20 protein-coding genes are annotated in these 20,247 nt (G+C 50.8%); 4 read left to right on the top strand and 16 right to left on the bottom strand.

Annotation, left to right across the window (positions count from 1 at the left end; translation table 11 throughout):
• Positions 1-65 precede the first annotated feature (65 nt).
• Positions 66-1,145 carry a class II fructose-bisphosphate aldolase gene (gene fbaA, locus HU175_RS08185; protein WP_176566126.1) on the bottom strand — a complete coding sequence of 360 codons (1,080 nt, stop codon included), beginning with the start codon at positions 1,143-1,145 and terminating at the stop codon, positions 66-68.
• 342 nt (positions 1,146-1,487) lie between these two features.
• Between fbaA and HU175_RS08180 the strand changes: the two genes are divergently transcribed.
• Positions 1,488-3,056, top strand: coding sequence for a hypothetical protein (locus HU175_RS08180; RefSeq protein ID WP_176566125.1), 1,569 nt, complete (start codon positions 1,488-1,490; stop codon positions 3,054-3,056).
• On the opposite strand, the gene HU175_RS08175 is transcribed toward HU175_RS08180, so the two are convergent.
• On the bottom strand, positions 3,022-3,252 hold the full coding sequence (locus HU175_RS08175) for a DUF2905 domain-containing protein (RefSeq protein WP_176566124.1): 231 nt from the start codon (positions 3,250-3,252) through the stop codon (positions 3,022-3,024). The genes HU175_RS08180 and HU175_RS08175 overlap by 35 nt on opposite strands.
• Before the next feature lie 497 nt (positions 3,253-3,749).
• On the opposite strand from HU175_RS08175, the gene HU175_RS08170 reads away from it, so the two are divergent.
• Positions 3,750-5,723, top strand: coding sequence for a DEAD/DEAH box helicase (locus HU175_RS08170; RefSeq protein ID WP_176566123.1), 1,974 nt, complete (start codon positions 3,750-3,752; stop codon positions 5,721-5,723).
• Between the two features lie 120 nt (positions 5,724-5,843).
• Here the strand turns inward: HU175_RS08170 and HU175_RS08165 are convergent, their stop codons facing one another.
• The 3 genes from HU175_RS08165 to apaG form a co-directional block, all read right to left on the bottom strand.
• Positions 5,844-7,208, bottom strand: coding sequence for a hypothetical protein (locus HU175_RS08165; protein ID WP_176566122.1), 1,365 nt, complete (start codon positions 7,206-7,208; stop codon positions 5,844-5,846).
• 71 nt (positions 7,209-7,279) lie between these two features.
• Complete coding sequence (locus HU175_RS08160; RefSeq protein ID WP_176566121.1) at positions 7,280-8,059, bottom strand: O-methyltransferase; 780 nt, start codon at positions 8,057-8,059, stop codon at positions 7,280-7,282.
• Between the two features lie 3 nt (positions 8,060-8,062).
• Positions 8,063-8,449, bottom strand: a complete 387-nt coding sequence (gene apaG, locus HU175_RS08155; RefSeq protein WP_176566120.1) for a Co2+/Mg2+ efflux protein ApaG — start codon at positions 8,447-8,449, stop codon at positions 8,063-8,065.
• A gap of 145 nt (positions 8,450-8,594) precedes the next feature.
• On the opposite strand from apaG, the gene ung reads away from it, so the two are divergent.
• The gene (gene ung / locus HU175_RS08150; protein ID WP_176566119.1) at positions 8,595-9,260 is read left to right on the top strand and encodes a uracil-DNA glycosylase; all 666 of its coding nucleotides are present in this window, start codon (positions 8,595-8,597) and stop codon (positions 9,258-9,260) included.
• Between the two features lie 93 nt (positions 9,261-9,353).
• Here the strand turns inward: ung and lepB are convergent, their stop codons facing one another.
• From lepB to prmC, 11 genes are all read right to left on the bottom strand, one after another.
• Positions 9,354-10,526, bottom strand: coding sequence for a signal peptidase I (gene lepB, locus HU175_RS08145; RefSeq protein ID WP_176566118.1), 1,173 nt, complete (start codon positions 10,524-10,526; stop codon positions 9,354-9,356).
• A 74-nt stretch (positions 10,527-10,600) separates the two neighbouring features.
• Positions 10,601-11,341, bottom strand: a complete 741-nt coding sequence (gene dapB / locus HU175_RS08140) for a 4-hydroxy-tetrahydrodipicolinate reductase (protein WP_176566117.1) — start codon at positions 11,339-11,341, stop codon at positions 10,601-10,603.
• Between the two features lie 111 nt (positions 11,342-11,452).
• The gene (locus tag HU175_RS08135) at positions 11,453-12,190 is read right to left on the bottom strand and encodes a DUF5683 domain-containing protein (protein ID WP_176566116.1); all 738 of its coding nucleotides are present in this window, start codon (positions 12,188-12,190) and stop codon (positions 11,453-11,455) included.
• A 67-nt stretch (positions 12,191-12,257) separates the two neighbouring features.
• A complete protein-coding gene (locus tag HU175_RS08130) occupies positions 12,258-13,178 on the bottom strand; it encodes a ParB/RepB/Spo0J family partition protein (protein WP_176566115.1) in 921 nt (306 codons plus the stop codon).
• 152 nt (positions 13,179-13,330) lie between these two features.
• Positions 13,331-14,113, bottom strand: coding sequence for a ParA family protein (locus HU175_RS08125; protein WP_176566114.1), 783 nt, complete (start codon positions 14,111-14,113; stop codon positions 13,331-13,333).
• Positions 14,114-14,266: 153 nt separating this feature from the next.
• On the bottom strand, positions 14,267-15,289 hold the full coding sequence (locus tag HU175_RS08120) for an SPASM domain-containing protein (RefSeq protein WP_176566113.1): 1,023 nt from the start codon (positions 15,287-15,289) through the stop codon (positions 14,267-14,269).
• A gap of 31 nt (positions 15,290-15,320) precedes the next feature.
• Entirely contained in the window at positions 15,321-15,833 is a 513-nt protein-coding gene (gene msrB / locus HU175_RS08115; RefSeq protein WP_176566112.1) for a peptide-methionine (R)-S-oxide reductase MsrB, read from the bottom strand.
• Between the two features lie 53 nt (positions 15,834-15,886).
• The gene (locus HU175_RS08110; RefSeq protein ID WP_176566111.1) at positions 15,887-16,471 is read right to left on the bottom strand and encodes a Uma2 family endonuclease; all 585 of its coding nucleotides are present in this window, start codon (positions 16,469-16,471) and stop codon (positions 15,887-15,889) included.
• A 50-nt stretch (positions 16,472-16,521) separates the two neighbouring features.
• A complete protein-coding gene (locus HU175_RS08105) occupies positions 16,522-17,499 on the bottom strand; it encodes an AAA family ATPase (RefSeq protein WP_176566110.1) in 978 nt (325 codons plus the stop codon).
• Between the two features lie 41 nt (positions 17,500-17,540).
• A complete protein-coding gene (locus HU175_RS08100) occupies positions 17,541-17,954 on the bottom strand; it encodes a four helix bundle protein (protein WP_176566109.1) in 414 nt (137 codons plus the stop codon).
• A 94-nt stretch (positions 17,955-18,048) separates the two neighbouring features.
• On the bottom strand, positions 18,049-18,897 hold the full coding sequence (gene prmC, locus HU175_RS08095; RefSeq protein WP_176566108.1) for a peptide chain release factor N(5)-glutamine methyltransferase: 849 nt from the start codon (positions 18,895-18,897) through the stop codon (positions 18,049-18,051).
• A gap of 171 nt (positions 18,898-19,068) precedes the next feature.
• Between prmC and ribD the strand changes: the two genes are divergently transcribed.
• Positions 19,069-20,118, top strand: a complete 1,050-nt coding sequence (ribD, locus tag HU175_RS08090; RefSeq protein WP_176566107.1) for a bifunctional diaminohydroxyphosphoribosylaminopyrimidine deaminase/5-amino-6-(5-phosphoribosylamino)uracil reductase RibD — start codon at positions 19,069-19,071, stop codon at positions 20,116-20,118.
• Positions 20,119-20,247: the final 129 nt, after the last annotated feature.

Below are 20,247 nucleotides of genomic sequence, written 5' to 3'. Positions count from 1 at the left end.
AAAACCGGGGTGCCTGACCACGTAGTACGCAGCAGACACCCCGATTGGTAACTTAGCTTAGCTGATTACGCCAGCCGGTTGATGCAGTTCAGATCTTCGAACGCAACTTTCAGGCGGGCAACCATGCTTTCTTCCCCCTTCCGCAGCCATACGCGTGGGTCGTAGTATTTTTTGTTCGGCGAATCTGGTCCCTCTGGGTTGCCCAGCTGCGATTGCAGATAGCCTTCTTTCGACTTGTAGTAGTTCAGGATACCTTCCCAGGTCGACCATTGAACGTCGGTGTCGATGTTCATTTTCACGGCACCGTACTGGATCGCTTCCCGAATTTCGGCGCGAGTCGAGCCCGAACCACCGTGGAATACGAAGTTGACGGGCAGCGGACCAGTGCCGAACTTCTCCTGGATATGATCCTGCGAGTTTTTCAGAATGATCGGCGACAGTTTTACGTTCCCTGGCTTGTACACACCGTGCACGTTACCGAAGGCAGCCGCAATCGTGAAGTTCGGCGAAATTTTCTTCAGTTCTTCGTATGCATACGCTACTTCCGAAGGCTGCGTGTACAGTTTTGAATCATCAACGTCCGAGTTATCGACGCCATCTTCTTCACCACCCGTTACACCCAGCTCAATTTCCAGTGTCATGCCCATTTTGGCCATCCGCTCGAAATATTTGCAGGAGATTTCAATGTTCTCTTCGATTGGCTCTTCGGACAAATCCAGCATGTGCGACGAGAACAGGGGCTTACCCGTTTTGTCGAAATGGCGTTCACTGGCTTCCAGCAGACCATCAATCCAGGGAAGCAGTTTCTTCGCGCAGTGATCAGTATGCAGAATAACGGGCACTCCATACAATTCGGCTACAGTATGTACGTGCTGGGCACCCGAAACCGAACCCGCAATCGCAGCCTGTTGCTTATCGTTTGGTAAGCTCTTACCCGCGTAAAAAATACCGCCACCGTTCGAAAACTGAACAATTACCGGCGAATTAACAGCCTTAGCCGCTTCCAGAACCGCGTTAACAGAATCAGTTCCAACGACGTTGACCGCCGGTAAAGCGTAATCGTTTTCGTTGGCATGACGGAAAATATCAGAAACGCCATCGCCAGTAATGACGCCGGGGGCGAATCGGGTTGCTACTTCGCTCATAAGTGTATAGAAAAACGGTTTTATTTATTTTCAAATTAGGGGACCTTAACCGCCAATCCCTTTCAGCCGGTAAAGTTGGGGATATTATGGAATTAATGCTACTGTCTTCCTGCTCACAAAACAATATTCCGCTCTGCTTCAGTTCTTAGTCGGCCGCTCAACGGGTCTGTTCCCATAAATAATTTACGCCCCCCGCAAATGCCGAATTGACACCAGAATAGTTTGTATATTTATAATCAGGATGTTTCAGGATCGACCTGCTTCATCCTATATCAAGACTAATCAGACACCGGTTGGCGTGTATGCTATGTGTACAGCCGTGCCGGATTCATTCTATACGTTATGAAGCAAGTTCTCCTAGTAATCCTTCTTCTGGCGGGATCGCTGATAGCAGGACCGGTAGCGCTGGCGCAGCTTACCCAGTCCACGCGTCTTGAAATTCCGGCCAACCCCAACGAAGTCGAGTCCTTCGACGTAACGCCCCTGGCCGAGCAGGGCGTGCTGGTCACCATTCAGTCGGGGGGCTTTTTCTCGAACGAACCCGTTCGGTTCATTTACCAGCGGCTCAACTGGAACCTCAAACCAATCTGGTACGCGGGGTACAAACAGGACACTAAATATCGCCAGATTCAGGCCTATCATAATGACCAGTACCTGTACCAGCTCTTTCGGGAGTACGATACGAACAAGTATCAATTTCTACGAATCCATCTCGGCGACGGGGCTATCGAAACCTTCGAGGGTACCCTGCTCGACCAGTTCGATATCCGTCAGTTCAAAGTACTGGATAGCCAGGCTTACGTAGGTGGCTATCACCACAACCGCCCCGTTGTGATGGTGTTCTCTTTGTTTGACCGGTCTACCAAGGTGCTGCCCGGCCTGTACGCCAACAATCTGGAATTGAGCAGTATTGAGCTGGATGAGGCCCGACGGGAAGTCAATATACTGGTTCATTCCTCGAAACGGCGGTGTCAGTTCTCTATCCGTACGTACAATTACGAATCCCGTCCGCTACGTACCATCGACTTCTCCAACGCCAGAAATAGCCTTATCTCGGGGAAACTCCTGCCTGTCAACGAACGCGAATCGCTGCTGGTTGGTAACTACTCCACCGACTGCACGCCCTACTCGCAGGGCGTATACGTAACGCGTATTCATCACGACGAACCCGCCACAGCCGCCGACGATGCCATCAAGGACATGCAGTTCATCGAGTTTTCGCAGCTTCAGAACTTTTTCAATTACATGAAACCCGAACGTCAGCAAAAAATTCTGGCGCGGGCCAAACGGAAGAAAGAAGAGGGAAAAGACTACAAATTCCGCTACCGGCTGCTCGTACACGACCTGCAGCCAACCGCCGACGGCCTGACACTGGTTGCTGAAGTGTATTACCCGCAGTACCGGGGCAGCGCTCTAACAAATACGGCCTACACACGTGGCATGGACCGCTACGAAGGCTTTCATTATACCCACGCCTTCATTTGTGGATTCGACAAAATGGGAAAACTTTTGTGGGACAACTGCCTGCCGATTAAACAACTGCTCAGCCGCGATCTGACCCAGATGGTTCAGCTTTCGCAGCAGGGTGATCGTATGGTACTGGCCTATCCATATGAAGGTGCCATCAACATGGAAGTAATTCAGGGCAATAAGATTCTGCGGGAAACAGAGAAAATAAAACTCGGCACCAGCCGGGAAAACGAAAAAATTATGTTCTCAGCGCAGGATAATCTGATGGCCTGGTACGGACGGCATTTCCTGGCGTTTGGCTTTCAGAAAATTACGTCTACCAATTCGACGAACCCGCGGGAGGTCTTTTACCTCAACAAACTGACGTACGACCCCGATCAGCCACCCAGCGGTACCGCTGATGCCTCTATCCGAAAAAGCGTCGGATCAGCGCGAGAATAATGTTCAGAAGAATGCTGACGACAATGCAGGTTACAATGGGGAAGTAAAAACCTCCCCCATTTTTGCTCTCCACCCGGATGTCGCCCGGTAAGCGTCCCAGCCACCCCAGCTTATCTCCGAAAAAATAAACAATAGCTCCAATCAGCACGAGCGCCAGGCCAACCAACAAAATGTATTTACCAACAGTCGGGTTCATAGGCCAAACGTAGCGGATTAAAATCAGTAACACTTTTCAGAACTACCCGGTTTTCATGTAAAATCGATCGGGAAAAGAGAATACTAGCTGTTTGAGGATGGTTTTCTCTATTAAATACAATTTAATACAGCGCACACTTGCTTTTTGCACACACTTTGCTTAGTTTTGCACCAGATTTTACAAGCGACATCCGTCGCACTTCTGTTTCTCTCCTTTTTTACACGCTGAGTTGGGTCTGACAGAGTCCGGATGTATAGGATGGGTTTTCTGTGTGGACGCTCCTGCGGGAGCAACCGGGATTTGAATTCTCGCGCGTGGGCTAATCGTCAAGTTGTTACGTAGTGCTTTCCCCTGGTTAGGTGGGGATCAGACCGTTAAAATGGGTGGTCGTTTGGGTACTTCGTCTGTTGGGCAATTTTCACAATACCGCGCTTTTACTCGCACACATATCTCGTCTTTGCTTGGGGAGTTTATGATTTTACATCTTTCCAAGAACAATGCAAACGAACGAAACAAACATCGTTGATCAGGAAATTGACCTGTCAACGCCACAACAAGAACTTACTGCCCAGGCTGAAGACAACGCACCGGAAGTTGTAACAAGCCTGGTTGCCAACCCCAATCAAATTCTTTTCTCTGATTTAAACATTTCGGAAGACCTGCTGCAGGCCGTTACCGAAATGGGCTTTATTAGCCCTTCGCCGATCCAGGCCGAAGCGATCCCTCCTATCCTGGAAGGTCGTGACGTGATTGGTCAGGCACAAACCGGTACCGGTAAAACGGCTGCCTTTGGAATTCCAACGCTCGAACTGATCGACGTTCAGGACCGGTCGGTACAGGCGCTTATCCTATGCCCAACCCGCGAACTGGCACTTCAGGTATCCGAAGAATTCCGGAAATTGGCGAAATTCAAACGGGGCGTCCGCATCGAGGCCATTTACGGTGGTGACTCGATCGAACGTCAGATCCGCTCCCTGAAAGGTGGTGTGCACGTTGTTATCGGTACGCCGGGCCGCGTGATGGACCACATGGAGCGGAACACGCTCAAACTCGACAACGTCAAGATGATGATTCTGGACGAGGCCGATGAGATGCTGGACATGGGCTTCCGGGAAGATATCGAAAGCATTCTGGAAGAAATGCCCGAAGAGCGGCAGACGATTCTGTTCTCGGCGACGATGTCGAAGCCGATCATGCAGATCACCCAGAAGTTTCAGAAAGATCCGGTGCTGGTGAAAGTCGTTAAGAAAGAACTGACGAACACCAACATTGAGCAGGTCTACTTTGAAGTAAAACCAAAAGCGAAAGTTGAGGTGATGTGCCGTCTGATCGACATGTACGACCTGAAACTAATGCTGGTGTTCTGTAACACGAAGCGTAAGGTTGACGAAATCGTTGAAGACCTGCAGATTCGTGGTTACTCGGCCGAAGGCTTACACGGTGACCTACGTCAGGCGCAGCGGAACAACGTAATGAGCAAGTTCCGGGCGGGTACGACCAGTATTCTGGTTGCTACGGACGTAGCCGCTCGGGGTATTGACGTAGACGACGTGGATGCCGTTATCAACTTCGACATCCCACTCGACGAAGAATATTACGTACACCGGATTGGCCGGACGGGCCGCGCTGGCAAATCAGGCCGGGCGTTCTCGATGGTTGGTCGCGACGAAAAATATCGTTTCCGCGAAATCCAGTCGTATACCAAAGTGAAAGTTGAAAAAGGCGTTATTCCTTCCTTCGAAGACATCGTTGGCGTTCGGAAAGCCCGCTTCATCGAACAACTGAAACAAACGGTTCAGGACAGTTCAGATCTGAACCTATACGATGATATTCTGACGCAACTGCACCACGCTGGCCTGTCGACCGAACAGGTTGTTGCCGCGCTGGTAAAACGCAGCATGGGTCTGGAGAAAAATGAATTCGCTGATCAGAACCTGGGTCTGGAAGATGACCGCCGTCGGGAGCGGGGTGGTGACCGTAACGATCGCTTCGGTGGCCGTTCGGATGATCGTCGTAGCTCGACGGGCTCGCGCTTTGGCGACCGTGATGGTCGTGGCGAAGGCCGCTTCGATCGGGGCGGTTCGCGCTTTGGCCGGAACGAAAGTTCGGACCGGGGTGGTCGCTTTGGCGACCGCGAGCGCGGTGGTGATCGTAACTTTGGTCCACGTGATGGTGGTCGTGGTGAAGGAAAATACTTCGATCGCGATAACCAACGTGCTCCCCGCGAACGCGATGCCAGCATGACTCGTCTGATGGTGAGCATTGGCCGGAAAGATTACGTTCGTCCGGGCGATATCGTAGGTGCCATTGCTGGCGAAGCCAACATTCCAGGCAACACCATTGGTAGCATCGACATCTTCGACAAGTTCACGTACGTTGACGTACCGAAAGACGTAGCGAACCGCGTTGTTGACGCCATGGAAGGCAATACGATCAAAGGTCGTCGCGTAAATATTGAAGTCGCCCGATAAGGGTTGCCCGGTAAGAATTACTCGTTGAGAGTAACTTACTTATCGAGTATAGATTAGTTAACCAGAAGGCCCGACAGTTATCTGTCGGGCCTTCTGGTTTTTTATTACTGAAAGCTATACTTACTCTTCGTAGTAATAGCCGAAGATAATACCCATCTCGTCTTCACTTGTCAGGCCAAACGAGACAGCTTTCGAGGTCGTGTTGTTGTACGTAATCTCGGAGGTCAGCCCTTCGCCTTTCTGAAGAATAATCGGCGTACGGAACGTAACAATGTTAGGGTGCTCCCAGTCGGTTGAGGTATAAACCACCTCACCATCGCGGGAGCCACCTTTAATCTTGATCACAAACTTCTCACCCAGCTTATGCATATGGGAGGTCAGCGCCAGAATTTTGGTCGTTTTGTTTCCCGTAAATGATTTAATGAGCGTAACGCGGCTGTTGGCGGGAATTTTCAGGCTGGTGTTACTCAGGTTAAGCGTACGAACGACGTGTTTTACTGTCGATGGATCAACCGTGTACAGATTGATCTGCGCTTCCCCTTTCGTTGTCGTACTGGTCTTGTTCACGTAGTGCGAGTTCAGATCGAGCGACATTCCGGCGGGCAACAGCAGCGCGGCTCCTTCGGGGAACGTGTAATCCTGATATTGTGCCTGCGAGCCAGCTAGATAAATGTGGTTCGACATACTCAATGCTGTTGTCCAGTTCAGCGAATTGTCCGGATTGCGCAGGTCCCGAATATCGTTCAGACTGGGCAGTATGTTTTTATTGTCGAAATCATAGGCGACGAAGTGATGACTACCTGACCGCATGTTTATTTCAAACCGGTTAACATAGACATCCTGCGTATTGCCGACCAGCCTTCGGGTAAACAGCTCCCGCTCGAACGTGGGCGCTACCTCAAAAGTGGGGATAGATAACTGAAAACCTTTTCCCACAGCCGGTACAGGTAGGGGCTCATAAGCAACGCCGGTTGTGGTTTTACTATCTAGCAAGGTAGCGTCGGCAACGGCGCCCGTTTTTGGGGCTCCCGCTTCAATCCAGCGACGAATGAATTCAGCCTGCCCATCAGATAGGGGTTCACTTCCCAGTGGCATTGGGTTGCCATATTGCCGGCCGGTATGGTGACTCGCCATTACGCTTAGTTTATGATAGAGCAGACTTTCGTAGGCAGCAAACGCTTTCACCCGCTTCAGCCCATCCGTTTTGGCGTCGCTGTTCTTGGGATCAACACCAACGAGATTCTGGTAGGCCAATCCGTCGGCCAGCACCAGCCCGTGCTGCGCAAAACTGCCGTCTTTTTCGGAGGCATGGCAACCCGACGTAGCGCAGGAAGGCGTCAGTATTTTTTGCTGGATCAGCTCAAACGTAGCAACGGCAGCAGGCTCCTCCTCAGTTACCGCAGCTTTCTGACAGCCTGTTAGCTGAATCAATACAGCAACCAGTACCGCGGTAGACCATAAATCCTTGTAAACCAGAATTTTCATGCGTTACATCCTTTCTAAAATCGACACAGAAAGGTAACGAAATCCTGAACTATTCTGGTAAAAATACTCAACTAAAAACGGAGAATAAAGTCCTGCCGGGGCTGCTCCCGGCGGAAGAATACCAGCCCAACCCAGAACAAGTCGACCGTAACGGTAACGGCGGGATGCGCTTTTATAGACTGCCAGGCCTGCTCCATTTCGGCAGACCAATGAATGTCGTCGAATACGAAAACCGTATCGTTCTGAATATTGGTCAGGCAGGTCTCGAAATAACGTACTGTTGGCTCGTAACGGTGATTGGCGTCGAAGAAAACAAAATCGAGGGGGGGCAGCGCACCAACTTGTTCCGCCAAGGTTTCGTCCAGATTTCCGACAACAACAGTTACGTTCTGAATACCCAACTGCTCGAAATTCTGTTTCGCTACGACAGCCGTTTGGGGGCAGCCCTCAAACGTGATTACCTGCCCGCCGGTTTGCTTTGCCGCTTCGGCCAGGTGAGCGGTCGTTATACCCAGTGAGGTACCCAGGTCGAGAATCGTATGGGCATTGGCCCGACGGATCAGTCGGTAAAGCAACCGACCGAAGCGGGCTGGCTTCTGCGAGTTTCTGGCAATATCCCGGATGGTACGTTGCCTGGACGCATTTACCTTCGAACCTGCACCCAGATCGGTAATGTCGATCAGCTGGGTGCTCCGGCGAAGCTCTTTACGGAGCTGTCTGATCGACCTGAACGCTGGTTCACGCCGATTATCGGTCTGAATCGTGTTTGTGTACAGCGAAAACAGGAAAGGAGAATGCAGGGAATGCTCGTCGCGGGCGCGACTCAGGTAACGCAGGTAAGCGGAAATCAACAATTAATTCAGTTTATACGGAACAATCATCGTGAACTCGGGAATGTTCACGCGCACCTGTTTGCCGTCGATAATACGTTCAACCAGGTAGGTACCGGCCATTTTACCCATGCTCGACCGCAGATTACAACCGGACACGTATTCGTGCACCTCACCCGGCTCCAGTACTGGCTGCTGACCAACCACACCTTCTCCTTCAACCTCCCGGACGGTACCGTTAGAGTCGAAGATTGTCCAGTGCCGACGAAGTACCTGAATGGTATATTCGCTGGAGTTTTCAATGGTAATCCGGTAAGTAAACACGTAATGCGCCTGAAGCGGACTGGAGTAATCGGATTGATACTCAGTCTTTACGCTAACTTTTACGCCCTCTGTGACTGACGAAACCATATATTTAGTGTCGTTTGGCAACCTTAGAACGAAAATTAGGTTGATTAGTTTTGTTACGCAAGAACCGATCTCAAAAAATTTTAAACGAGATTGCTTCCGGCATTTATAGGCCTATAATGCCTTTTAAATCTTATCAGTTCCATCCATGAATGTATCTATTGCTGATTCGTGGCAAACGCGATTGCAGTCTGAATTTGATAAACCTTATTTCCGGGAATTGGCCGAATTTTTACGACAGGAATACACTACACAACGTGTTTATCCACCTGGCCGGCTGATTTTTAACGCGTTCAATACGTGTAGTTTTGATGATACGCGCGTGGTCATTCTGGGGCAGGACCCCTATCACGGCGAAGGTCAGGCCAATGGACTTGCATTCTCCGTTGCTGACGGCATTACCAAACCGCCTTCCCTGGTAAATATTTTCAAAGAAATTCAGGATGATCTCGGCAAACCCGTTCCCAAATCGGGCAATCTCGAACGCTGGGCGCATCAGGGCGTTATGCTGCTTAACTCCACGCTGACCGTCCGGGCGGGTCAGGCGGGTTCGCACCAGGGCAAAGGCTGGGAAACTTTCACAGATGCCGTCATCAAACTTATCTCCGACGAAAAACGACACGTTGTTTTCATGCTGTGGGGCGCCTACGCTCAGAAGAAAGGCGCGGTCATCGACAGCAAAAAACATCTGGTTCTGAAATCAAAGCACCCCTCCCCCATGGCCGCCCAGTGGGGTGGCTGGTTCGGCAATAAACACTTCAGCCAGGCAAATGATTACCTAGCTGGCAAAGGGCTCCCGCCCATAGAGTGGTAAAAAGGAGGAGAGGGACGAGGGGAAAGCTACTAATTCCCTTTTCTCCCTCTCCTCCATCCCGCTACGGCGGACCGCTCCCTTTCCTCCTTTTTTCTAATCAATCGTCCGGAACAGACGGTTCCAGCGGATTTTATTCCAGATATTGGCTGGGTTTGGATCCAGCGACATCCAGACAAACACGGCTTTACCGACGATATGATCCTCGGGTACAAAACCCCAGAAGCGGGAATCAAGTGAGTTATCACGGTTGTCACCCATCATGAAGTAATAGTCCTGTTTGAAAGTATAGGACGTAATGGCTTTCCCATCGATGGTAATGCTCGTCGGTGTCGTCGTTACGTTCTCATTACCTTCGTATAACTCAATTACTGGACCGTATAACGCAATCGTTTGCGCGTTGATGCTGATCGTCGCGCCCTTTTTAGGCACCGTGATAGGGCCGAAATTGTCGTGGTTCCATTTAAACGTTGGCGTACCATAGACTCCTGGTGACATTTCACCTGGCTTGTCCATCATTGGTTCAACGCCTTTTACCCAGCTAAAGCCTTTAAACTGATCGATGACCGCTTTTGTGGTATTGACGCTGTAACCAACCATGGTCGACGTTTTCGTTGAGTCGTTGTACTGCTCCAGCGGTTTCCAGTTTTCGGTTGGCTGGCTCGGGTCGCGGTAATCATTGACGATGTCGTACTTCCGGAAAAAGTTAGCGTCCAGTACTTCAGTTGTTTTAATGAAATACCGTTGCTCCGACCGGGGAGGTGCCGGAAAAAGCTTCCCATTGATGAAGACTTCCCGTTCCCGAACTTCCAGCACGTCGCCCGGAATACCGATACACCGTTTGATGTAGTTCGTTTTCAGGTCGACAGGGTAATCGATATTCTCGTTCAGATACTTGGGCGGTACGTTAAAGACGACTACGTCGCCGTTTTTGACGTGCGTAAATCCTGGCAGCCGGTACGATGGCAGTTGAATAGCCGTGCTGTACGACGGAATGTTCGTTCCCCATATTTTCTGGTGCGTCAGCGGGACCTGCAACGGCGTCCGGGGCGTCCGGGTACCATAGTGCAGTTTACTCACGAACAGAAAGTCGCCGACCATAAGGCTGTTTTCCATCGACGGTGTTGGAATGGTAAACGCTTCCATGAACAACCAGCGAATCAGCGTAGCGGCTACAACGGCAAACAGAACGGAATCGAACCATTCCCGAATGGGCGATTTTTTGGGTTTAGCCGATTTAGTTGCGGCTTTCGTGCTTACTTCAGACACAGGAACTTCGTTAGAAAATGAGTATTCGTTCGTAATTGACAGCAGCTTTAGCCGGTTATCGACTAGTGCTGCGTTTATTGGGCGTTTAAATTTAATAAATCATCCATCCCGAAAACACCTTCCCGACCAATAAGCCATTCAGCGGCAACTACGGCCCCCAGAGCAAACCCCTGTCGGCTGTGGGCTATGTGAGTAATTTCGATACGGTCCACCTCTGATTCGTACCGAACTGTGTGTGTACCGGGCACTACGCCTTCCCGTACGGATTCGATGGCAATAGCATCTGTCGACTCAATCTGCGCACTCGGCTCGGCTTTGTCCACCCACCGGTTTTTGGTCGGAATGTGGTCCATAATTCCTTCGGCCAGCGTAATAGCGGTTCCGCTGGGCGCGTCTTTCTTTTCAGTATGGTGGATTTCCGTCATCGAAATTTCGTACGATGGGTAATTATGCATGAACCTAGCCAGCACTTTGTTGAGCTTGAAAAACAGATTGACTCCGATACTGTAATTCGACGCGTAGAAGAAAGCACCTTTTTTCTCTTCACACAGCGCTTCAATTTCGGTACGATGTCCCAGCCAGCCCGTTGTGCCACATACCAGTGGCCAGCCGCGCTTCTGGCAATACGTAATGTTGTCGACAGCAGCTTCGGGTGAACTGAACTCAATAACGACATCCACGCTATCGTCGGTCAGCGCGTCCAGGTCGCTGCGGTTATCGACATTGATACGGGCCGCGATCTGATGGCCCCGCTCGAGGGCAATCTGCTCAATCGCCTTGCCCATTTTACCATATCCTAACAGAAGAATATTCATAATAAGGGAGGAAGGAGAAAGGGGAGGAAGGAGAAAAGGAAGAAGTCGCTACAGTGCTAAGAAAAAATCCTTCCTCCTTTCCTCCCTCCTCCCTTTCCTCCTCCTTTTTTATCATTTAAACGTAAAAGCTACCCGAACGCCGGGAATAATACCCGTTCCCGGCAGCGGGAGTATATTCGGATGGACGTTCATCGAGATGTCGTCCGATAAATCAAAGGTTTTCATGTGGGCTGCTACGTTAGCTTCAACAGCGTTAAGTGCCCAGCCAACGGCGGTCAGAATCACGGTCAGGTCACGCTGTCGCTGAAATTGATCAGTGGCTCGCTTTAATTGCTGTACAGTCAATACGCGTTCCCGAACAACAGCCACTTTTGCATTGTATTGGCTATTAACATTAGAGAAGAACGCTTCCCGATAACCAGTCAGGTACTGGTTGTATAGATTCTGATTCCACTGGAATGAGTAAACAGCGCCCACCAGTCCGCCATAAATAAACGGCAATTTCCAGTACTGACGGTTGTAGATCTGGCCAAGACCAGGCAGTATCAGCGACCGGATAGTGGCTTTGCGCGGAACGATCTTACGGATTTTAGCTTCCTGTGCAGGCGTCACCCGGGCCGTATCCAGCGATGCAGAACCGTCTTCCGGTGTTAGCGTTGACGTACCGACCCGAATACCGTTCCGTCGAACCGTTTCCGGAATTGTGTCGGCCGCCGAGCGGATTTGCCGGGTCGAATCCGTTGGGGCGGGTGTTGCCGCTGGCGTAGCAGCAGGCCGTTGTGCAAACAGCGATCGTGCTGAGCTAAGGACTAACAGGCACGTAATCAGGACTGTGAAAAACTGTTTCATGCTCTCGCAACGCCCAGATCCCGCCGTTTGTCTCGCCCGATCAGCTTTTTAAAATAATTTAACACCACTAGGCCTGCGAGTTCAGTACTTCCAGGATTTTGGTAAGTTCCTCCTGCGACGTGAATGGTATTTTAATTTCTCCTTTGTGCCGCTCGTCGGCTTTGATCGACACCTTGGTACCAAACATCGATGAGAGTTTGAACTGCAGACTGCGCATTTCCTGCTTAGGTAACGTAACGCGACGCTCCGCGGGAACTTCCTGCAGGTTATCTGCCAGGTTACGTACCGCTTCTTCTACCTTACGTACCGACCAGTCTTCGTCAACGGCCCGGTTAAACAGACGGATCTGAACCTCCGGGTTTTCGATGTTGATAATTGCCCGGGCGTGTCCCATCGAGATCTTGTTGTCGCGCAGGGCCGCCTGAATAACGGGGGGTAGCTTCAACAGGCGGATGTAGTTATTTACCGTTGTCCGATTTTTACCTACCCGTTCACCCAGCTCTTCCTGCTTCAGGCTACACTCGGTAATGAGCCGCTGGTAGCTGAGGGCAATCTCGATTGAGTTGAGGTTTTCGCGCTGAATGTTCTCAATCAGCGCCATTTCCAGCATCTGCTGGTCATTGGCGGTCCGAACGTAGGCGGGAATATGGGTCAGGCCGGCAATTTTGGATGCCTGCAAACGCCGTTCTCCCGAAATAAGCTGGTAGCGATCTTTTCCCTGCTGCCGAACCGTAATGGGCTGAATAATGCCCTGCGTCCGGATCGAATCGGCCAGCTCCTGAAGGGCTTCTTCGTCAAATCGGGTACGAGGCTGGAACGGGTTCGTTTCAATATACGACAACCCAATTTCGGTCATCGTACCAATCGACTCAAACGGCGACGTTTTTGTCTGACGGTTGACTGCGTCGCTGTCATGTAGCAGCGCACCCAAGCCTCGTCCCAGTCCAATCATCTTCTTATTCGGCGCTTTGGCGTTTGCATTATCCATGAGCAGATTTTTTTTGGCGATTGACCTACGTTATTTGATGGACCTGAGCGGGGACACCCAGTTAGGGACGCCCGGTTAGGGACGCTCAGCTAAGGAAGCCTGTTTTGCGCTCCCCCGTAGTTCATCAAATAGCGCGGCTTATATACGCTTGTTTACACTTCGTGGGGCATCATGCCGTTTTTGGCAAGAATCTCGCGGGCCAGGTTCAGGTAACTCACGGCCCCTTTGCTGTCGGCGTCCTGCGCCAGCGCGGGTACGCCAAAGCTTGGCGATTCGCTGAGCCGGATGTTCCGTGGAATAATGGTACTGAAAACCATTTGCTGGAAATGGCTCGTTACTTCACCGACAACCTGATTTGACAGCCGTACGCGCAAATCATACATGGTCAGCAAAATCCCTTCAATCGCCAGACTTGTGTTTAACCGGGACTGAATGATCTTGATCGTGTTCAGGAGTTTCCCCAGCCCTTCCAGCGCGAAATACTCACATTGTACGGGGATGATGACCGAATCAGCGGCAGTCAGGCTGTTGATTGTGATCAGACCCAGTGATGGAGAGCAGTCGATGATGATAAAATCGTAAGAATCCCGAATAGCATCCAGAGTCACTTTCATTTTATCTTCCCGATTCTGAAGATTGATCATCTCAATCTCCGCGCCCACCAGGTCAATGTGCGATGGTAGCAGATCCAGATTCGGAAAATCCGTCTGAATAATGGCATCCTGCGGCTGAATCCCTTCAACCATGCATTCGTAAATGCTGTACTCGATTTCTTTTGGATTGTAGCCCAGGCCTGACGTCGAGTTTGCCTGAGGATCGGCGTCGACAATCAGTGTCTGAAATTCGAGTGCGGCCAGACTAGCGGCCAGATTTATCGTTGTTGTTGTTTTACCGACGCCCCCTTTTTGGTTGGCGATAGCAATGACTTTACCCATTGGTCTGTGCGTTGCAGACCCAAATATGCCGGATAGTTTTCACGAATCCAAGTACTGTTCCACGGAATGTTCCACAAAGAATAATGAGTGAATGATAGAATGAGTGATTGAGTGAATAGATGTTCCTCATTTATTCACTCATTCAAAATTAATTTACGCCCACACTTGTGTCCCTTCGGTACAGTTGCGGCACATTTCTATTTCAGAGCGGGAACGCAGCAATGTCTGGCGGAAGTCGTTGTAAGCATCACCGTGCCAGAGGTTGGCGAACGATTCAGTTTGCAGGTCGCCAAGTCGGTGATGTGCATCTTTGTCGAAACAGCAGGGAACCACAAGCCCATCCCACGTAATGACGCAGGAATGCCACATCTTCCAGCAGTGGTCACCAAAGCCGTTCTTGATCCGGTACGTACCGTCGTCTTGGGCAGCATAGCGACTGTATTGGTCAATGGTCGGAATCAGATCCGAACCTTGTTCGTAATCATAGATCTGAGCGGTTTTCAGCCCAACTTCATCGACGCCTAGCTCGCGGGCCAGTTTTTTTACTTCGGCGATCTGGTGTTCGTTGGGTTTGACGACCAGAAACTGAAACACGACGTGGGGCGTCCTGGATTTCAGCTCCTTTTTCCAGCGGATGATATTCTTCGTGCCTTCAAGCACTTTTTCGAGCTTACCCCCTACTCGGTACTGCTGATACACCTCCTGCGTCGTCCCGTCGATGGAAATGATCAACCGATCGAGGCCAGACTCAACGGTTTTGCGGGCGTTGGCGTCCGTCAGGTAATGCGCGTTGGTGCTGGTCGCCGTATAAATATTTCGATCAGTAGCATACCGGACTAGTTCCAGAAACTGCGGATGCAGATAAGGTTCGCCCTGGAAATAGAAGATCAGGTACAATAGCGTTTCGTGCAGTTCGTCGATAGTCCGTTTGTAGAGATCTTCGCCCAGCATACCCGTTGGTCGCGTAAACGAGCGCAGCCCACTGGGGCACTCAGGGCAGCGTAAGTTGCAGGAGGTTGTTGGCTCGAATGAAATCGACATGGGTAACCCCCGCTGCATGGACTTCCCCTGTTGCCGCGATGCGTAATAACTGTACAAGACCTTAAGTGCGTTGGCAACGCGCTTGGGCGTTAGCTTAGAAGCAAAGTTGAGACCGTCGACCAGATTGCGATTCATGGGATAAAGATACGGCTAACCATCAGCATCCCTACTTCGACGCAGGGGCAAACGCCATCGCCACACCGTTCATACAATAGCGGAGGCCGGTCGGTTCCGGGCCGTCAGTGAACACATGCCCCAGATGTGCGTCGCAAACGGAGCAGCGTACCTCTGTCCGACTGCCATCCGGTTCGGTATAAATCGCGTTTTTTACAATCGGTTTGAAGAAACTCGGCCAGCCCGTACCCGATTCAAATTTGGTTCTGGAAGCAAACAGGGGGTTTCGGCACCCGGCGCAGACATACGTACCGTGCCTGTGTTCGTGCGTGAGGGGGCTGCTGTTCGGCCACTCGGTTCCCCGGTCGCGCGTAACGCGGTACTGCGCATACGGCATCAGCGACCGCCACTCGTCGTCCGTTTTCTCCATCCGCCGGCCGTTGGGCGATGTCGCGCCAGCGGGTAGGTGGTGCATGGGGCGGGGCGTTGCAAAGTACGTACCGTACAGCCAGAGCAAGCCAGCGACCAGCAACGCAATTAAAAGAAAAAGACGATTCTGCGACATAATTGACTAAGCAGCAATCACTAAGCTGTGCTTACTTGTCAATAAAACGCTGGTTACTGCTGAAAAATTCTCCCGTGCTCAATCACCAGATCGGGGAAGATCTGGCAGGGGATCGAACCGGATTCGTAGATGTCCACCAGGACGTACTGCTCGTTTTCGAGTGCGTATACGTTCACCGATTTGTCTTTGGGCTGCACGATCCAGTATTCCCGCACACCTGACTGTTCGTAGAGATGAAATTTTTCGTCGAAATCCTTTTTTGCCGTTCGGGGTGAAGTAATCTCGATAATCCAGTCGGGAGCACCCAAACAACCATCGTCGTCCAGTTTAGCCAGATCGCAGATCACACTGATATCCGGCTGCACCACGGTGAAAATCTGCTCGGGTTTCCGTTTGTTCTGCACCGGTAACCGTACGTCGAAAGGCGCTTCATATACCTCACACCGCTTCCCTTCAAGATAATTGAAAATTATGTTACCAAGCCGGATAGACGCGCTTTGGTGCATCCGTTTGGGCGCGGGTGACATGCGATGCAGCTTCCCTTTGATGAGTTCGATCTGTTCGTCGAACTGCCATTTCAGATAGTCGGCGTACGAATACGTACCGTTTGGGTCAAGCTGTGAACTATCAGTAATCATCTGTGGCTAAGTAGATTAATCACAAAGTTAGCACAAATTCGGCCTGCGCGTTATCGTCCAATCGCTACTTTCCGCAAAATGGAATCAATCACCTGCAGGGTCGTCACACCGTCGGCTTCGGCTTCGTAGTTGAGCATGATCCGGTGATTGAATACATCGGGCGCTACGTCTTTAATATCCTCAGGCAACACATAGTCGCGCCGGTCGAAATAAGCCATCGCCTTGGCCGCCAGATTCAGGTTTATACTGGCCCGTGGTGATACGCCAAACTGAATATAACGAGCCTCGTCGCGAAGGCCATATTCCATTGGTTTGCGCGTTGCAAAGACCAGCTCGATGATATAGCGTTCCAGCGTTTCCGAGATGGTAATCCCATTGATCTCATTCCGAATCGCAACCAGATCTTCCTTACCCAGAACCGGCTGGACCTCATAATCAAAATTCATATTTGACATCCGGCGCATAACCGTTAGCTCATCCTCTTTGCTGAGATAGTCGACGAATACTTTCATCATAAAGCGGTCGACCTGTGCTTCGGGCAATGGATACGTTCCTTCCTGCTCCACGGGGTTCTGCGTGGCCAGCACCAGAAATGGCTTATCCAGGATGAACGTCTCTTCACCAATCGTTACCTGCTTTTCCTGCATGGCTTCGAGCAGCGCGGCCTGCACCTTTGCCGGCGACCGGTTGACCTCATCAGCCAGAATCAGGTTGGCAAAGATTGGCCCCTGCTTTACGTCGAAATCCGCCGTTTTCTGGTTAAAGATCATGGTACCGATCAGATCGGCAGGCAGTAGATCCGGTGTAAACTGAATACGCTGAAAATCAAGCTCCAACACTTTTGACAACGTACTAATCGTCAAGGTCTTAGCCAATCCGGGCACACCTTCCAGCAGGATATGACCACCGGTAAACAATCCGATCAGTAACCGATTCAGCAGCCGCTCCTGTCCCACAACGACCTGACTCATTTCGTTCAGTACGTCCCGGATTTTTGTGTGATAGGTGAATGAAGTATTTGATTGCATTTACACAGTTGTAAAGGTTAAAGAGTTGGATAGTTATAGAGTTAGGATTCGTTAGTGTTTACTCCTTTTGCATACCGCCGACCCTTCTGATTCGTATTGTTTAGGTAAAGCAGCAAGCTATCAGTTAACCGGCCTACTTCATCACATTGTGCGTACAGTTCATCAAACTGACTAGCCGATATGTACTGATTATCCAACGAACGATAAAGCTGTGATTTAACCTCCGACAGAGACCCACGAGCTATTCCTAAAAACTGTATAAACTCACCTCGACTCCCTCGCCCAAAGCCTTCGGCAATATTATCCATCACTGATCCAGCCGATCGACGTATCTGACGCTTCAGGTCAAGATCACTTTGAAATATTTTATCTCGCGTCAAGGCATTAATCTGGCTCGACAGAAGCCGAGCTTTTTGCCAGGCAATCAGATCTTCAAATCGATGCACAGTAGGCATAAGTTGCAGGATATAGGATTAAAGAGCTGTACAAAGATGAGAGTCGGAATGCGCCAGCCAACTTTGCAACTCGTCAACTTTGCAACTCAAAAACTTAAAACGTTGCCCGGATGCTCCGGTCTTTGCCGTGGATGTCTTTGTACACCTGAATTTTTGTGAAACCCCGATCAGCAAATACCTCCCGCGTGGCTTCGCCAAACCGTTCGTTGATTTCGACGTAACAGGCACCATCTTTCGTCAGGTGCTTTACGCAGAAATCGGCCACAGCTTTGTAGAATACCAGTGGGTCGTTGTCTTCTACGAACAAGGCCAGACCTGGTTCGTAATCCAGTACGTTCCGGTCCATATCGGCGGCCTCCGAACGGGTTACGTAAGGTGGGTTGCTCACCACGCAGTCAAACTTGCGGATTCCTTCCGTTGGTACGTTCAGAATGTCCTGAATAGCAAAATTCACGTCAGCATTCAGACTCTGGGCGTTGCGTCGAGCCATAGCCAGTGCATCTTCCGATACATCCCAGCCCGTTACAACCGACTGAGGCAGAAAACGCGCCAGCGTAATAGCGATACAGCCGCTGCCGGTACCGATGTCCAGAATGGGCACATCGTCGGTGCGATCCGAAAAGTCGTGCATGATTAACCGGACCAGATCTTCAGTTTCCGGACGGGGAATCAATACGTCGGGCGACACTTCAAACTCAAGCCCGCAGAAAATTGTCGTTCCGATCACGTGCTGAATCGGTTCCTGCCGGTTCAGCCGCTCCAGAATTTTGAACCAGTCGGGTTCGGTCCGGTTAGGTGGCAGGGGTTTATCGGTCAGCACATCGGTTTTGCGCAGCCCGAAATAATGGTCGAGCAGCATAAACGCCATTTCCCGAGCCTCTTCGGGTGAATAAGCCGTAATGTTTTTGCGCAGGCGGTCGTATAGCGGTTTGGCGGTGGCCATTTGATTCAATCAGGTAATTTTGCGTAAAACTAACCAAGTTTATGATTTTCGGCGGAACTCCTCGCCCTCCTGACAGGATTATAGCCGGGTTGCGGGGCGGGATGCGCAGACTTTAGTTCTGCCGTTGTAAATCATGTCCGTTCAAAAGTCGTACCTTATAGTTCTAACGTCATGCACGAACGTTTCATGCGTCGGGCCCTTGACCTGGCCACCCTGGGTCGTGGTCTGGTCAGTCCGAATCCAATGGTGGGTTGTGTTATTGTTCACGAAAGCGAAGGAGGAACACGTATCATCGGCGAGGGCTGGCACCAGCGCTATGGCGACTGGCACGCGGAGGTAAACGCAGTCCGTTCGGTGCAGCCCGAAGATGCTTACCTGCTGCCGGAATCGACGGTGTACGTAACGCTGGAACCCTGTTCGCACTGGGGTAAAACGCCCCCCTGCGCCAACCTGCTCATCGACAAGCAGGTAAAGCAGGTTGTCTGCTGCAATGACGATCCAAATCCATTAGTATCCGGTCAGGGGTTCGACCGCCTGCGGGCCGCTGGCGTTACCGTTGAGACGGGCGTTTTGAATGAACTTGGCCGTCAGTTAAACGCCCGATTTTTTACCTTTTTTGAGCAGCAGCGCCCGTATCTCATCTTAAAATGGGCCGAAACCGCCGATGGTTTTATCAGTGGTCCCGCAGGTCAGTCGATTGCCATCAGCGGTCCACTCGCCCAGCGGCTGGTTCACCGTTGGCGAAGCGAAGAAGATGGCATTATGGTAGGTACAACCACCGCCCGAATCGATAACCCCCGATTGAATGTCCGGCACTGGCCCGGCCGGAACCCAACACGTATCGTTATTGATAAATTGCTACAGCTACCCGCTTCTCTGCACCTGTTCGACAATACACAACCGACGCTGGTGTATAATTTTCAGAAAACAGAAATCAGTGATCAGATAACTTATCAGCAGCTACGTTCAGAAAAGCCTTTTTTAAGTCAGCTACTTGCCGATCTGCACGCCCGGCGTATTCAATCCGTTTTTGTGGAAGGCGGAAGTCTGTTGCTTACCTCGCTGCTCGACGCCGGGTTCTGGGATGAACTTCGGGTTTTCCGTAGCCCTAAACTGGTAGGTGATGGCGTCAAAGCCCCGACGGTACGAGGTACTATCCAGAGTCGGGAGCAGATTGGCGACGATGAACTAACAATTTACAGAAACAACATTCGTCAGTAACTCAGCCGGGTTTATTGCCTTCTTCAAATGGCTACCTGAATGAATAGCCCGGTCGTTTGGTTTCAGCATCCGAAACCGAAGCCGTTTTCGAACAGCGATGTGTTTTTTTTGTTAAAAATCGATAGCTTA

Source organism: Spirosoma sp. KUDC1026 (assembly GCF_013375035.1).
Taxonomy (GTDB): domain Bacteria; phylum Bacteroidota; class Bacteroidia; order Cytophagales; family Spirosomataceae; genus Spirosoma.
This window is presented reverse-complemented; position numbering and strand designations above follow the sequence as displayed.

Coding starts and splice junctions, on each gene's coding strand:
- fbaA (WP_176566126.1), bottom strand. CDS start 1,145: ATGAGCGAAGTAGCAACCCGATTCGCCCCCGGCGTCATTACTGGCGAT.
- HU175_RS08180 (WP_176566125.1), top strand. CDS start 1,488: ATGAAGCAAGTTCTCCTAGTAATCCTTCTTCTGGCGGGATCGCTGATA.
- HU175_RS08175 (WP_176566124.1), bottom strand. CDS start 3,252: ATGAACCCGACTGTTGGTAAATACATTTTGTTGGTTGGCCTGGCGCTC.
- HU175_RS08170 (WP_176566123.1), top strand. CDS start 3,750: ATGCAAACGAACGAAACAAACATCGTTGATCAGGAAATTGACCTGTCA.
- HU175_RS08165 (WP_176566122.1), bottom strand. CDS start 7,208: ATGAAAATTCTGGTTTACAAGGATTTATGGTCTACCGCGGTACTGGTT.
- apaG (WP_176566120.1), bottom strand. CDS start 8,449: ATGGTTTCGTCAGTCACAGAGGGCGTAAAAGTTAGCGTAAAGACTGAG.
- ung (WP_176566119.1), top strand. CDS start 8,595: ATGAATGTATCTATTGCTGATTCGTGGCAAACGCGATTGCAGTCTGAA.
- dapB (WP_176566117.1), bottom strand. CDS start 11,341: ATGAATATTCTTCTGTTAGGATATGGTAAAATGGGCAAGGCGATTGAG.
- HU175_RS08135 (WP_176566116.1), bottom strand. CDS start 12,190: ATGAAACAGTTTTTCACAGTCCTGATTACGTGCCTGTTAGTCCTTAGC.
- HU175_RS08130 (WP_176566115.1), bottom strand. CDS start 13,178: ATGGATAATGCAAACGCCAAAGCGCCGAATAAGAAGATGATTGGACTG.
- HU175_RS08125 (WP_176566114.1), bottom strand. CDS start 14,113: ATGGGTAAAGTCATTGCTATCGCCAACCAAAAAGGGGGCGTCGGTAAA.
- HU175_RS08120 (WP_176566113.1), bottom strand. CDS start 15,289: ATGAATCGCAATCTGGTCGACGGTCTCAACTTTGCTTCTAAGCTAACG.
- msrB (WP_176566112.1), bottom strand. CDS start 15,833: ATGTCGCAGAATCGTCTTTTTCTTTTAATTGCGTTGCTGGTCGCTGGC.
- HU175_RS08110 (WP_176566111.1), bottom strand. CDS start 16,471: ATGATTACTGATAGTTCACAGCTTGACCCAAACGGTACGTATTCGTAC.
- HU175_RS08105 (WP_176566110.1), bottom strand. CDS start 17,499: ATGCAATCAAATACTTCATTCACCTATCACACAAAAATCCGGGACGTA.
- HU175_RS08100 (WP_176566109.1), bottom strand. CDS start 17,954: ATGCCTACTGTGCATCGATTTGAAGATCTGATTGCCTGGCAAAAAGCT.
- prmC (WP_176566108.1), bottom strand. CDS start 18,897: ATGGCCACCGCCAAACCGCTATACGACCGCCTGCGCAAAAACATTACG.
- ribD (WP_176566107.1), top strand. CDS start 19,069: ATGCACGAACGTTTCATGCGTCGGGCCCTTGACCTGGCCACCCTGGGT.